General features: G+C 62.8%; 11 protein-coding genes. 4 read left to right on the top strand and 7 right to left on the bottom strand.

What is annotated here, in order from left to right:
• Positions 1–39: 39 nt before the first annotated feature.
• Together RH950_RS19030 and RH950_RS19025 are read right to left on the bottom strand one after the other, a co-directional pair.
• Positions 40–1,113 (bottom strand): ABC transporter ATP-binding protein, encoded by a 1,074-nt coding sequence (locus RH950_RS19030; protein WP_350059327.1) that lies wholly within the window; start codon positions 1,111–1,113, stop codon positions 40–42.
• Between the two features lie 116 nt (positions 1,114–1,229).
• A complete protein-coding gene (locus tag RH950_RS19025; RefSeq protein WP_350059326.1) occupies positions 1,230–2,150 on the bottom strand; it encodes a LysR family transcriptional regulator in 921 nt (306 codons plus the stop codon).
• 101 nt (positions 2,151–2,251) lie between these two features.
• Here RH950_RS19025 and RH950_RS19020 point away from each other — a divergent pair, with 101 nt between their 5' ends.
• Positions 2,252–3,187 (top strand): N-carbamoyl-D-amino-acid hydrolase, encoded by a 936-nt coding sequence (locus tag RH950_RS19020; protein ID WP_350059325.1) that lies wholly within the window; start codon positions 2,252–2,254, stop codon positions 3,185–3,187.
• Positions 3,184–3,864 (top strand): DUF1028 domain-containing protein, encoded by a 681-nt coding sequence (locus RH950_RS19015; RefSeq protein ID WP_350059324.1) that lies wholly within the window; start codon positions 3,184–3,186, stop codon positions 3,862–3,864. The genes RH950_RS19020 and RH950_RS19015 overlap by 4 nt, the downstream gene beginning before the upstream one ends.
• Positions 3,865–3,872: 8 nt before the next feature.
• Here the strand turns inward: RH950_RS19015 and RH950_RS19010 are convergent, their stop codons facing one another.
• The 3 genes from RH950_RS19010 to RH950_RS19000 form a co-directional block, all read right to left on the bottom strand.
• Entirely contained in the window at positions 3,873–6,770 is a 2,898-nt protein-coding gene (locus RH950_RS19010) for a CHASE2 domain-containing protein (protein ID WP_350059323.1), read from the bottom strand.
• A 161-nt stretch (positions 6,771–6,931) separates the two neighbouring features.
• Positions 6,932–7,987 carry an OmpA family protein gene (locus tag RH950_RS19005; protein ID WP_350059322.1) on the bottom strand — a complete coding sequence of 352 codons (1,056 nt, stop codon included), beginning with the start codon at positions 7,985–7,987 and terminating at the stop codon, positions 6,932–6,934.
• A gap of 4 nt (positions 7,988–7,991) precedes the next feature.
• Positions 7,992–8,450 carry a FecR family protein gene (locus tag RH950_RS19000; RefSeq protein ID WP_350059321.1) on the bottom strand — a complete coding sequence of 153 codons (459 nt, stop codon included), beginning with the start codon at positions 8,448–8,450 and terminating at the stop codon, positions 7,992–7,994.
• Between the two features lie 255 nt (positions 8,451–8,705).
• On the opposite strand from RH950_RS19000, the gene RH950_RS18995 reads away from it, so the two are divergent.
• A complete protein-coding gene (locus RH950_RS18995; RefSeq protein ID WP_350059320.1) occupies positions 8,706–9,935 on the top strand; it encodes an amidohydrolase family protein in 1,230 nt (409 codons plus the stop codon).
• Position 9,936: 1 nt separating this feature from the next.
• Here RH950_RS18995 and RH950_RS18990 read toward each other — a convergent pair whose 3' ends face one another.
• Both RH950_RS18990 and RH950_RS18985 read right to left on the bottom strand, forming a co-directional pair.
• Complete coding sequence (locus tag RH950_RS18990) at positions 9,937–10,803, bottom strand: CmcJ/NvfI family oxidoreductase (RefSeq protein ID WP_350059319.1); 867 nt, start codon at positions 10,801–10,803, stop codon at positions 9,937–9,939.
• Positions 10,804–10,927: 124 nt separating this feature from the next.
• Positions 10,928–11,851: a LysR substrate-binding domain-containing protein gene (locus RH950_RS18985; protein ID WP_350059318.1), complete on the bottom strand. Its 924-nt coding sequence runs from the start codon at positions 11,849–11,851 to the stop codon at positions 10,928–10,930.
• Positions 11,852–12,025: 174 nt separating this feature from the next.
• On the opposite strand from RH950_RS18985, the gene RH950_RS18980 reads away from it, so the two are divergent.
• Entirely contained in the window at positions 12,026–13,426 is a 1,401-nt protein-coding gene (locus tag RH950_RS18980) for a class II fumarate hydratase (RefSeq protein ID WP_350059317.1), read from the top strand.
• Positions 13,427–13,518 lie beyond the last annotated feature (92 nt).

The raw sequence follows: 13,518 nt of genomic DNA, 5'->3' as shown, positions 1-13,518 counted from the left end.
ATGTGATGAAACCCTGTTTCTTGCTTTTGCGAGGCTCTTTCAGTCGGCCTCGAGAATGACGCAGGCATCCGTGTCCCAGCCGAAGCTGAGTTGATGGCCCGGAGTGGGATCGATGCCGGATTTCCAGGTCGGGCAGGAGACGAGGATCTGGCCCAGACCCGAATGGGTCAGGAGCACCTGGCAGCGTTCGCCGAGATAGCTCACCTGTTTCACCGTGCCGGTCAGGAATTCCTTGCCCGGTTCGGCCAGCCGAATGCGTTCTGGCCGCAAGGCGATTTCGGCGGTGTCGCCGACCGGTCCGGCATGGCCGGTTGCGTTCACGGGGAAGGCTTCGTCACCGGCGATGCATTCCAGATGATCGCCCTCGCGGCTTTTCACCCCGACGCTGAAGAAATTGGATTTGCCGAGGAAATCCGCGACGAAACGGGTCCGGGGCTTGTTGTAAAGCGCCCCCGGAATACCAGCCTGCTGGATCTTTCCCTCTTTCAGGATGACGATCCGGTCGGACATGGAAAGTGCCTCGTCCTGATCGTGCGTTACATAGATGAAAGTGACGCCGAGCTGGTCATGCAGGGCCTTCAGTTCCCACTGCAGGTCCGCGCGCAGCTTCTTGTCGAGCGCGGAGAGTGGCTCGTCCAGCAGCAGGACCTGCGGCTTGAAGGACAGGGCGCGGGCCAATGCGATACGCTGTTGCTGGCCGCCGGAGAGCTGGCTTGGCATGCGGTCCGCATACTCACCCATCTGCACCAGCTCGAGGCATTCATCGACCCGCTCGCGGATCTCGCTCGCCGGCCGTTTGCGCACTTTCAGCGGGAAGCCGACATTCTGCCGCACGGTCATGGTCGGGAACAGGGCATAGCCCTGAAACACCATGCCGAAGTCGCGATGTTCCGGCGGCTCGCTGGTAATGTCGCGCCCCCGCAGGGAAACGGTGCCTTCGGTCAGGTCAGTGAAACCGGCAATCGCCGTCAGCAGCGTTGTCTTCCCCGAGCCCGATGGGCCCAGCAGGGTCAGAAACTCGCCCTCCGCAACGTCCAGATCAACATGATCCAAAGCATGGACCTGCCCGTAGCGCTTGACCGAGTTTCGGATGGAAAGAATCGGATTGCTCATAGAGTGCAGGCGTCCCGTCTGTATGGGCGGCCGGAAGTGGTCCGGCCAAGGTCGGGACAGAGCAGATCATGTGAGGCTAAAACCCAAAAATAATAAATCGCCCAGGTTATATAATCTCAGTTTATAGCTGTAGGCGGGCCCACTGGAATGTCACGGTTTTTCAGAAAGTCGCTGAAGAATCCCTGGAACTGGAGTGCCATGTTAGAGGTCGGGAAGAGATTGCAGGAAATGCAGTGAATGCTGAGCGGCAGGACCGGACGGGTGGGGCGCGCCGCAAGCGTTGTCAAATCACGCCCGACCAGAGCAAAACTGTCGACCAGGGCAACTCCCAGGCCGGAAATTGCCATTTCCAGGGCCGTCGCGGTATGCCGGACTTCACAGAAATAACGCCGTTCCAGTCCCTGTTTCGAGAAAACCGTGTCGATCATCTGGCCGAGTGGCGTGTCCGCGGCATAGGAAATGTGCTTCACATGATTGAGGTCGGTAACGTTCACCTGTTCTGACAGGGCCATTTCATGGTCGGCCGGGCAAACGCACATCATCCGCCCTTCCGCGACCGGGCGGACGGACAGCAAGGAGTGGCGTGGCTGGGTGATGGAGAGCCCGAGATCGGCCCGTCCGCTGACCAGCTTCTCGATGATCTCGTCGATGCTGCCGAGCTCGATGGACAGTTTCAGTTTGGGCTTGTTCCGGACGAACTCGGCAATCACCCGCGGCAGGATTCCGTGGCCGATCGATGGTGTGGCAACCAGATGAAGCCGGCCGACCGTGCCCCCGCGCAGCTCGTTTATGATGTTTTCGACCCGCTTCTGCTGCATGAAAAGATATTGCGCTTCCTGCGCGATATGCTGGGCTTCCCGGGTCGGCACCAGGCGGCCCCGCTCGCGAACGAAAAGCGGGAAACCGATCAGGTCCTCGGTATGCCGGATCATGTTGCTGACTGCCGGTTGACTGACATTCAGCAGGTCCGCGGCCCGCGCCGTTGTGCCGACCTCTATGACGGTGCAAAGAACCTCGAGCTGGCGTGCATTGATCATTTCAATAATCTCACCTTATTTAAAGGGGGCTTAAATTTATTTCACGGTGATACTTCGCTCGTCTAGCACTTCGTATCCCGGAGACGCAGAGGAGGGCTCGTATGAGTCGGAAAGAAGTATTCGCCGTTGCTCAGATGGGCCCTGTCCACTTGCGGGACACAAAGGCCCAGGTGGTGGCACGCCTGATAGAAATGCTGCGCGAGGCCCATTCCCGCGGCGCCCGCTGGGTGACCTTTCCCGAACTGGCCCTGACCACGTTCTTCCCGCGCTACATTTATGACAGTCCGGAAGAGTACGATGTCTTCTTCGAGGAAGGGCTGCCGTCCCCGGCGATGCTGCCGCTGTTCGAGGAAGCCAGGGCACTCGGCGTGGGCTTCTATCTCGGTTATGCGGAAAAGACCGAGGAGGGCGGCCAGACCCGGCGCTTCAACACCTCCGTCCTGGTCGGCCCCGATGGCGCGATCCTCGGCAAGTACCGCAAGATTCATCTGCCTGGCACGAAGGACCCGATCGGCGATCTTGAATTCGAGCATCTCGAGAAGCGTTATTTCGAAGTCGGCGATCTCGGTTTTCCGGCCTTCAAGACTCCGTCCGGCCGTTTCGGCATGTGCATCTGCAACGACCGGCGCTGGCCGGAAACCTTCCGCGTGATGGCATTGCGCGGGGCCGAGGTCTTCATGCTCGGCTACAACACGCCGACCCGGAATATCCATCATCCGGAACCGGCGCATCTGCGTGAGTTCCACAACCGGCTCAGCCTGGAATCGGCGGCCTATCAGAACGGAGCCTGGGTCATGGCGGCGGCGAAATGCGGCGCCGAGGACGGTTTCGCGATGATCGGCGGCTCCGCCATCGTGGCACCGACCGGCGAGGTCGTGGCCCGCGCGGTCTCCGAGGAGGATGAAGTGATCGCCTATAATTGCGATCTTGATCTGGGCGCCTATATCCGCCGGTCCGTCTTCGATTTTGCCCGGCATCGCCGGATTGAGCATTATGGGCCGATTACCGCGCAAACCGGCATCGAGGTGACGGAATGACCTTTTCACTCGCAGGGCGTTGCTCGCAAACCGGCCGTATCGGGTTCACCGTCGCCACCTCGTCCGTCTGCGTCGGGGCCCGGGTGGGCGCCATCGCAGACGGCTGTGTCGTGTTTTCCCAGGCACGCACGGATCCGCGCCTGCACGCGGTCGGGATCACGGCCTGGCAGCGGACACAGGACGCCGCGGAAACGCTCGCCGCCATGCGGGAGGCGGCAACGTCCCCGCACTGGCGCCAGCTCGGCATTCTGACCGCGGAAGGCACGCCGTTGCATCACACCGGCGCATCCTGCCTTGATCATTGCGGCGGACTGGAGGGGGCCAACAGTCTCGCGCTCGGCAATTTCCTCGGCTCTGCCGATGTCCTGCCGGAAATGATCAGGGCCTTTGAACAGGCGTCCGGATCGCTCGAGGACCGTCTCCAGGCGGGCATGCTGGCGGGCGAGGCTGCCGGCAGCGAACGGGAGCCGCTGCAATCGGCTGCATTGAAGGTTTTAGGCGCGGAAGGGTTGATGGATGCGGATCTGCGCGTCGATTTCTCGACCGATCCGCTGAAGGATCTCGGTGTTCTCTGGACGGACTGGGCGCCGAAGGCCGCGGCATACCGGCTCCGGGCCATCGATCCGGATTCCGCACCGTCCTCCGCCGAGGTCGAGGGCCGTCCGGCTCAGGCCTGACGCCGCGCTCAAACCGTCCGGTATGCCGGGAAGGTCACAGTCACGATGGTGCCGCTGCCTGGCGTGCTCTCCACCGTCATCCGGGCCTCGTGGGCCTCGACATGCGCGTTGACGATGGCAAGGCCGAGGCCGACACCGTCGCGGGAACTGGTCATGGCATCCGGGCGCTGCCAGAAAGGCTGCGTGATGTCCTGCATCAGCTCTGCCGGGATACCGATCCCCTGATCCGTGACCGAGAGAACGATCCGCCGGTCGTCGTCGATCGCCGCCCGCACGCTCACCGACGATCCTGTTGAAGAGAATTTCACGGCGTTGGTCAGCAGGTTCTGGAGGATCTGGTAGAGCATCTGCGGATCGGCGCGCAGGGCCGGCAGCCGGTCGGAGACGTTCCGCTCTATCGAAATTGACCGGTCCTGCGCCGCGGGAGTCAGATCGGTGACCGCCGCGTTCACGATCTCCGGGATGCTGGTTTCGCTGTCCTCGATCTGGGACTGAAGTTTTTCCAGACGGGCGAATTCGAGGATCTGCTCGATCATTCTCAGGAGGCGCGACCCGCTGTCCGAGATATCGCTGGCATAGGCGACATACCGGTCGCTTCCGAGGGGACCGAACGGCTGACCTCGCATCATGTCGGCAAAGCCGATGATGGCATTGAGTGGCGTCCGCAGCTCGTGGCTCATATTCGCCAGGAATTCCGACTTGGCGAGACTCGCGGTTTCCGCCAGCTCCTTCGCCGCCTGCAGTTCGATCTCGCGCTGCTTCAGCTCGGTAATATCCGAATAGACGCAGACCATGCCACCGTCGGCGGTGCGGCGCTCGTCGGCCCGGAACCACTGGCCGTCATGCGTCGCCAGTTCATAAGGATCGCTTTCGCACGCGAACCGGGCCACGCGCTCTTCGATCCAGGATCCGGCGCTGCCTTGCGCGGCGGCGGGCGCACCCCGGCTCTCCGCATAGCAGATCAGCAATGTTTCATAAGACGCGCCTGCGACGGCGGCGTCCGCAGCGGTTCCGAGCATCGTACGATAATGATCGTTGCAGAGAATCAGGCGGCGCTCCGGGGAAAACAGGGCAAAGCCGTCGGAGATCGCGTCGATGGCGTCACGCAGGCGCTGCGCCGAGCGTGCGGCAGACTCTTCGGCCGCCTTGCGGTCACTGATATCCCGCAGGACGAGGACGAAGACACGGTCCTGCCCCGCCATTGACTCGGCAAGCGTGATCTCTGTCGGTCGGAGAATGCGGGTTTCCGCATCGAAAATCTCCGTTTCGACTGTCGAGGGTTCGGCCGCCGTATACCTGAGCACATCGGCTGGAGCGGCCGCTAATCCCCGGGCCCAGTCGCCGGACAGGCGGCCGGCGATCGAAGCTCCGACGAGGTCCGCGGCAGGCACGCCAAAAATCTGTCCGGCGGCCCGGTTCGCCGTGCGCACGATGGCGTCTTCACCAATGGTCACGATGGCGTCGAAACTGGCGTCCACGACTTCGCGGATATAGGCGTCATGCCGCTTCAATGTCGCTTCATTGCGCCGGCGCAGGAAGATCTCGGTCCGAACGTCGGAAATCGCAAAATTACCGGTCAGCAGCAGGACGGCAACGATGGGGAAGCTCGCGTCGATCAGGATACCACCGGCGTTGTAGCCGGCCAGTGAGCTGGCGGCGAGCAAAGCGGCGATGGCGGCAGCCGACAGCGGCTTCCAGGTCAGTGGCGCGCGCGGCAGAAGCCAGATCAGTAAAAGTGCGAGCGTGGCGGTAATGAGGATTTCCATCATCGCGAATGTGCCGTTGCGTATGGGCGCCCGGCCGGTGATGACTGTGTCCAAAGCAAGGGCCTGAAAATGCAGGCCGGATATGGTCGCGCCAGCGCCTGTGCGAACCTGGTCTCCGACACCAGAGGCCGATGTCCCGACGATTGCGATGTGCCCGGCAATCCGGTCGGCCGATACAGCATTCCGCACCACATCATGTGCCGCCAGCGTCGTTATCCGGTCGGGCGAGGCGGTATCGATCCAGATCCTGCCCATTGGGTCGGTCGGCACGAACAGCGGGCCGATGGACACCCCGGACATGCCGAGCATGTTGGGAACTTCAAGCAGCATGCTTGATTGACCGAGAGAGACCCGTGCGGCTTCGAGCGCAAGTCCGGGCACGATCATGTCGGCTGCACCGAACACCGCTGGAACACGCCGTGCCATGCTATCGGGCTCCGGCAGCAGGTTTACGAGGCCTTCTCCGACGCCGGCCGCGACGATGGGCGCGACGCTCTCGACCACGCCGGAAATGCGGGGAAGCGCGCCGATGTCCGGTTTGCCGCGGACCGCGAACCGTCCGGAGCGGGGCTGAGAGGGTGCTGCGGCATGACCGGATGTGCCGGCAACGGCCGCGGTGACCGTGGGAATGGTCTGCATTGCGGCTGCAAGAGCGACATCAGAGCTGCCAAGATCCAGCAGCCGCCGGCGCAGTTCGGGGCTTAGACCCGGGACTGTTGTCGCCAGAACTTCCGGCGACATGCGGTCCGGTTCCGAGAACAGGATATTGAAGACAATCATTGTTGCCCCGGCATCGCGCAGGCGGTCAACGAGTTCCACATAATGCAGCCTTGGCCACGGCCATTGTCCGAGACGGGCGAGGCTCTCGTCATCGATGTCGACAATGACCACAGGCGAGGGTTCCGGTGCGGCCGATCGTGTCTGAATCATCAGATCGAAACCCCAGAGCCTGAGGATCTGCACTGGTGTGACGTCAAAGACACGCAACAGGACAAGCAGGAGAACCAAGGTGCCGGCGATCAGGCGGCTCTGGCGCACCAGACCGCGCAGCTGTCCGTCTTCCGGGCCGTCGAGCCAGGGAAAATCGCTTCGCTCCTCAGGCGCTGCGAGGCCGACAATGCTGCGTTTACTGCCTTCCATTCATGCCCCATGCGGGGACGCCGTCGATGTGCACTGTCCTGGCGGTCCTTGCGCGAATAATCTGCTGTTCGTCTGCCCCGGTCACGCCGGAACCCTATCGCCATGTAAGGCGTGCGTGAACCAGAATTGCCGGGCGTCGGGCGGGTGGGGACGAAGGGATGCTAGCGGATAACAATCTCGACGCGCCGGTTGCGCGGTTCGGAAACTCCGTCGGCAGTGGGAACGACAGGCGCCCGCTCGCCGAAAGATTCTACCGTCAGCACGTTTTCCGGAACCCCGAGATTCAGGATTTCCTGCCCGACAATGCCGGCGCGATCAAGAGCGAGACGATCGTTATATGCCGTCGATCCGGAGCGGTCCGTATGGCCTGAAACCTCCACCTGCGGCAAATTGCGCTGGCGGATGGTTTCCAGCACCTTTTCGAGCAGGACCTGGGACTCCGGGGTCAGGACATTGGTGCCCTGTTCGAAATAGAGCATGAATGTCACCGGCGGGACCGGGCCGGCAGCGATCGCTGCGCCGAAGACCACCCAGACGTCATCCTCGGCAAAGGTGCCGGACGCCAACGGAGCCGTATCGGCCCGGCCCACAAGGGCGCTCGCGCGGACGGTGTCCAGGACGACGGAGCCCTGCTGGTTTTCCACCCGGATCACGCCGAGCTTGCCGTCATCTTCCGGCAACAGAACAACAAGAGCGCCATTGACGGAGGCTTCCACATCGGAGAGCGCCGCCAGGAACATTGCCCGGCAATTGGCGATGTCGTCCGGCTGGTGGCCTTCCTCCAGCTCCTGCATCCAGCAGTCAAAACCGGCTTGGGCCCGGGCGCTGCCCGGACCTGCAATGGACCGGGCGCCGGCGTTGAAGAGCTCTGTCAGCCTGTCCCGGGCTTGTTTCAGTTCCTGCCGGCCCGCTGCTTCAAGATCTCTCTTCTCCAGGGCTTCGGGTTCAACCATTTCGCCTTTGCCGGCCCGGATGGCGCGATCATAGAATCTGGCAGTATCGGGCCAGTCGTACTCGTCCCGCTCCAGATCCCCGAGCGCTACATATTCGTTGCTGAGACCCTGCAGGAATTGCGAATCCGGCGGCGTCAGGCCTGCCAGCTCTTTTGTGTCATAGGGGCCGATCGCGCAGGCACTGACCGACAGGGCAAGAAGCGTCGCCACGAATAGGGAGCGCAGTTTGCCGATGGGCGCGGGATATCGGTTTTGCATGATCATGGCCCTAGTTCCCCGCGCCGGACGGAACACGGACCGCGAAGCGGGTTCCGCGGACGGCGATCACCGAGAGCGGTGTCTCGATACGGGTCTTCTCCGGCGCGATATGGCCGATTCGGCCGGATTGATAGACCATCGTGCCTTCCAGAATTTTTCCGAAGAAACTGAAGCTGTTGCGCTGAGGGGCGAATTCGAATTCCGCCAGCTCGAAGCGGGAATTCGGCCCGAGGGAGATCAGGGTCCCGTCATTCAGCGTGACACCGAGAGCACCACTCGGGCCGGTCAGAAGCGTATCCTCGCGCTGCACGTCCAGTCCTTCACTGGCCGGCGTCACGGAGCCGTTACGCTGTACCGACGCGTCGCCATCAGCCACCTTGATGGTGCCGATTGCCGCGCCGGTCCCCTGTGCCGCAGCGCCGCCAGTCAGCAGGAGCAGCACGGCAAGTCCGCTCAAAAATCTCGTCATTCGGCCCCCCAGAGCATAAATCGGATTGCCGCTCAGACACGACGTTGGATTGTGCGAAGAAACCTGGAAGGACGTCAAGCGCGCCTCCAAAAAACTATGGGTTTTCTATAGATTGAATGGCGCTACGCCGATAGAGGTTGCCGCATTCAATTTCGCCCGGAGAGGCGATACCGTGGCATGCGGGATTGTCCGGCTTGCAGAACAGGGCGACACGTGCGGCAGAATGGTCTGCTTCAGAGGTGGGAGAGCTTTTTCGTGAATCTTACGCTCCGCAATGTCCGCCTCGCGGCGGATCCGGGCCATATGCTCGATATCGGTGTCGACGGCGGAAAGATTGCCGCAATCGGGGGCGATCTGCCTGACGGTGACCGCACCTTTGATCTCGAGGGGCGTCTGCTGCTGCCGGGTTTCGTCGAGACGCACATGCATCTCGACAAATCATGCATCCTGCACCGTTGCTCCTCCGAGAAAGGTGATCTTGCGGAGGCGATAAGCGAAGTCGCCCGGCTGAAATCGGGCTTCACCGAAGAGGATGTGTGCGAACGGGCGACCCGGACGCTCCGCAAATGCGTCGTGAACGGTACCACCCGGATGCGCACGCACGTGGAAGTCGATCCGGTGATTGGACTGCGCGGGTTCGAGGGCGTGAAGCAGGCGATTGCCGACTTCGCCTGGGCTATAGACGTTGAGATCTGTGTGTTTCCGCAGGAAGGCATGCTGAATAATCCCGGGACCGAAGAGCTGATGGTTGCGGCTCTGAAGAGCGGTGCCGGCTGTATCGGCGCCGCGCCCTATACCGACAGCGATCCGCACGGGCAGATCGACCGGGTCTTCGAGCTTGCCCGTGACTTCGATGTCGATATCGACATGCATCTCGATCTTGCCGCCGACCCGACGGAGCTTGATGCCGATTATGTTGCGCGCAAGGCGGATGAATATGGCTGGGGCGGCCGGGTCGCCATCGGCCATGTCACCAAGTTTGCCGCCCTGCCGCCGGAGAGTTTCGATTTACTGGCCCGAAGGCTTGCCGGGGCGGGGGTCGCGGTCACGGTGCTGCCGTCGACGGATCTCTTCCTGATGCACCGGGACCATGACCATTCCGTCCCGCGCGGCGTGGCGCCTTTGCATCGCATGCTCGGGCACGGGGTCAATTGCTCGCTCTCCACAAACAACGTGCTGAACCCGTTCACGCCCTTTGGCGACTGCTCGCTGATCCGGATGGCCAATCTCTACGCCAATATCGCGCAGATCGGGCAGACGGACCTGCTGGCCGAGTGCCTGACCATGATCTCGACTCGGTCCGCCGCGCTGATGAATCTGACGGATTACGGAATCGAGGTCGGCAAGACTGCCGATCTCGTCGTGGTCGACAGCACTGATCCCGCCATGGTCGTGGCCGAACTGGCGCAGCCGATGTTTGTTTTCAAGGCCGGGAGGCAGACGGTGACGCGTGCGTTGCCGGAGCTGCACGCGCCACACAACTAGCTTATTCTATCACCACGAATGTGCGGACCTCGATGCTCTCCCGGGCCGGCGTTGCGTCGGTCTGCGAGGGCAGGGGGAAGGCACTGTGAGGGGTGAACTGCGCGCGACCGTCCTCGAGACTGTCCCAGCCCTTGATCAGCAGGACCTCGTCCCTTGTCATTTCCGGGACATAGTACCAGCGCTGATCCTTGTCGTAGGACAGGTGATAGATCTCGCCGACCCGGTCGGGAAAGACCTGGTCCGTGGCGACCATGGTCGCCGGCGCAATGCTGGTCGCATCCGCGAGCGCCAGCGGAGAGCGCTGCACCGGGCCGCGGATCGGCCGCCAGACATTGACCTGTACGATGCGTGCACCGGAATTCAGCAGGCGATCGAACTCCTTGGCACCAAGCACGTCCTTTGCCCGTTGCGGGCCGCTCTTTGCCGTGTAGTCCACATGGATGCGCGATGCCGGGCCGCGATTACCGTCCTTGTTGCTGGCGCCGGTGCCGCCGTCCGAACGGCGGGTCGCATCGAACACGGCAACGTGGCTGGCGCCGAGTTCCTGCGTGAGCAGGTTGCGCACCTCGTCGAAATAATCCGCTTCGACGGCTCCGTCGTCATACAGATCCGCCACCTGCGTCGGTACCGTCCGCAGCGCGAAACCTTCCCGGTCCAGAGTGAAGGTAGCGCCGTGGGGCCGCATATCCGCCACCAGGACATCATGATCCTCGACGGCAAAGCCGAAATCCGGGACGCCGCCGGTATAGGCCGCACTGTAGAGCGCAGGCTTTTCCGTCTGTGGCACGATAAAGGTCAGTGGCGCCGCCACGTCCGCGGCAGCTTTCATGTGTTCGGTATCGAGTCCGCTCAATGCGTTCCTGGCCATCTTTCGCCTCCTCATTGCCGGCAGATCCCTGCCTGTTGCGATGGCTCTTCAGGTAGGCCCCGACAGGGCGGAGCGCAAAAGAGAAGTTTTCAAGAATACTTGAGAAAAATTCAAGTCGTGGAGGTTATGTGTTGTCTGTTTCGGGCGTTGTCCGGCTGGCTGCGGCCTGCTCCAGCAGCCAGCGTTTCACCCGCAATGTACGGGCCGGCGGGGGGCGACCGGCCGGAAGGCAGAGATAGAAGGCGGCACCGGATGGCCCGGTGGCGCCGAACGGCGTGACCAGGGTGCCGCGGGCCAGGCGCTCCTCGATGTAAGGCGTCCGTCCTATGGCGATGCCGTGCCCGGCTTCGGCGACCTGCAATCCCTGTTCAATCGCATCGAGTTCCAGTGCGCCGCTCAGGTCCGGCGACGGGAGGCCACGGGCACGGGCCCATTCCTGCCATTCGTCCGGAATGCTGCGAATGACGATCAGCCGGGACCGGGCGAGGATATCGCCGATATCTGCCGCTTCCTCGGGCACGAATCCCGGCGCGGCGACAGGCGTCGCATTGTCGTCGAACAGGAATGTCTTGTCGAGATTCGGCCAGTTCCCCCGACCGTATCGGATGGCAATGTCGACCTGGTCGCGGTCGAGATCGACAACCCGTGTCGTCGGGACAAGCTGGATGTCGAGGTCCGGGTTCGCCGCCTCGAAAGTACCGAGGCGCGGCAGCAGCCAGGTGGCGGCCATCGAGGTCGGCAGGGTGAGGCGGACGCTGGTCCGGTCACTGGCGGGAAGCACGGCTTCCGTGGCAGCTTCCAGTTCCCGGATCGCCGGGTCGATCCGGGCGAGATAGCGCGCGCCGGTTTCGGTCAGCACAAGGCGGCGGCTGGTACGGTCGAACAGTTGCGCCCGCAGCAGTGTCTCCAGTTGCCGGATCTGATGGCTGACCGCCGACTCCGTAACGCCGAGCGCGTCGGCGGCTTCGGCGAGCCGGTCATGTGTGGCCGCAGCCCGAAATGCGAGGAGCGCGCGAAAGGGTGGAAGGCGGGGATTCTGCGGAGCCATTCCTTGAGATTAGCTCAAGTCTCTTCCGGCGCCGAGCCTTTCCGGCTGCATCCCGCAATCACCGGCCCTGTCAGGTTGATCGGGGCGCGGGGAGGCACGACATGAAACATGCAGCCCTGTCAGGCGTTATGCTCTTGTCTGGTAAGGCGACAATTTGTGAGAGGGGTAACGGTCGTGCGAGAGGAATTTGATGCATTCGGGGCGGTCAAGATCCCGGAGGACATGTATTATGGCGGGCAGACTCGGCGCGCCATGGAAGTATTCGGTGAGCCGGGCCCGGAAGCGACACCGCCCAGCCTGGTCCATGCGGCCGGGCTGCAGAAACTCGCGGCGGTGCGGGCGAACCTCGCCGTCGGCGCCATTGAGCCCAGGCTGGCCGACGCCATCGAGCGTGCCGCGCGGGAGGTCTGGGACGGCAGGTTCGACGATCATTTCCCGCTGCCGATCTGGCAGACCGGGTCCGGCACGCAGACCAACATGAATGTGAACGAGGTCATCGCCAACCGGGCCAACGAGCTGCTGGGTGAGCCATTGGGCACCCGGTCGCCTGTCCATCCGAACGATCACGTCAACCGCTCGCAATCCTCGAATGACAGCTTCCCGACGATGATGCATATCGCTGTTCTGGGGGAACTCACCCGGGACCTGCGTCCGGCGCTGGTCACGCTGGGTGATGCCTGCGCCGACAGGGCGGGGGCCTTCTCGGACATCGTCAAGATCGGCCGCACGCACCTGATGGATGCTGTACCGATGACGGTGGGGCAGGGGTTCGACACTTTTGCCCGGCAGGTGACGGCAAGCATCGAGAGGCTCGACGCCGCCATGCCCCGCCTCGGGGTGGTGCCGCAGGGCGGCACGGCGATCGGTACAGGCCTGAACGCGCCGGCGGGGTTCGACAAGGCCTTCTGCGAGGAGTTGAGCCGCCTGTCCGGCCTGTCTTTCGCCCCTGCGCCGAGCAAGTTCGAGAGCATGGCGGCGCATGACGAACTGGTGGCTCTCTCCGGCATTCTGAACACGCTTGCCGTCTCGCTCATCAAGATGGCCAATGATCTGCGCTTTCTCGGCTCGGGTCCCCGCTGCGGACTCGGCGAGTTCACCCTGCCGCCGGATGGTCTGTCGTCGTCGATCATGCCGGGCAAGGCGAACCCGACTGTTGCCGAAGTGGTGCTGCAGGTCGCCTTCCAGGTCGTCGGTAATCACGCAACAATCACGATGGCCGGCGCGTCAGGCAATTTCGAGCTGAACGTAGCGAAGCCGGTAATCGTCTATAACCTGCTGCAATCCATCCGGCTGCTGTCCGGGGCAATGGAGACCTTCGCCAATCGGTTCATCGCCGGTATCGCTGTCAATGAACGCCAGACAGCCGCCAATGTTGCGGGATCCATTCTGCCGGCAACGGCACTCAATCCCGTGCTTGGCTATGACGCCGTCGCGACAATTACCAAGAAGGCGCTTGCGGAGGGGACGACTCCGCGGGAAGCGGCGATCGCGCTCGAACTGCTGACCGGGGAGGAATACGACAAACATGTCGATCCGGCCGCATTGGCCCGCCCGACTCAGGTCACTGCTACCTGAAAGAGGCGGAGCTTTTACACTTGTCGGACGACGGAGAGTGCGTGAACCGATTTTATCGGTGCGATGGTCTTCGGCCCGGCGGCGCGCTGACG

Origin of the sequence: Nisaea sp., assembly GCF_040217065.1 — a bacterium.
Taxonomy (GTDB): Bacteria; Pseudomonadota; Alphaproteobacteria; order Thalassobaculales; family Thalassobaculaceae; genus Nisaea.
This window is presented reverse-complemented; position numbering and strand designations above follow the sequence as displayed.

Bases quoted from the DNA above. Each gene is read 5' to 3' on its own strand.
- RH950_RS19005 (WP_350059322.1), bottom strand. From the start codon at position 7,987: ATGATCATGCAAAACCGATATCCCGCGCCCATCGGCAAACTGCGCTCC.
- RH950_RS19010 (WP_350059323.1), bottom strand. From the start codon at position 6,770: ATGGAAGGCAGTAAACGCAGCATTGTCGGCCTCGCAGCGCCTGAGGAG.
- RH950_RS19025 (WP_350059326.1), bottom strand. From the start codon at position 2,150: ATGATCAATGCACGCCAGCTCGAGGTTCTTTGCACCGTCATAGAGGTC.
- RH950_RS19030 (WP_350059327.1), bottom strand. From the start codon at position 1,113: ATGAGCAATCCGATTCTTTCCATCCGAAACTCGGTCAAGCGCTACGGG.
- RH950_RS19020 (WP_350059325.1), top strand. From the start codon at position 2,252: ATGAGTCGGAAAGAAGTATTCGCCGTTGCTCAGATGGGCCCTGTCCAC.
- RH950_RS19000 (WP_350059321.1), bottom strand. From the start codon at position 8,450: ATGACGAGATTTTTGAGCGGACTTGCCGTGCTGCTCCTGCTGACTGGC.
- RH950_RS19015 (WP_350059324.1), top strand. From the start codon at position 3,184: ATGACCTTTTCACTCGCAGGGCGTTGCTCGCAAACCGGCCGTATCGGG.
- RH950_RS18990 (WP_350059319.1), bottom strand. From the start codon at position 10,803: ATGGCCAGGAACGCATTGAGCGGACTCGATACCGAACACATGAAAGCT.
- RH950_RS18985 (WP_350059318.1), bottom strand. From the start codon at position 11,851: ATGGCTCCGCAGAATCCCCGCCTTCCACCCTTTCGCGCGCTCCTCGCA.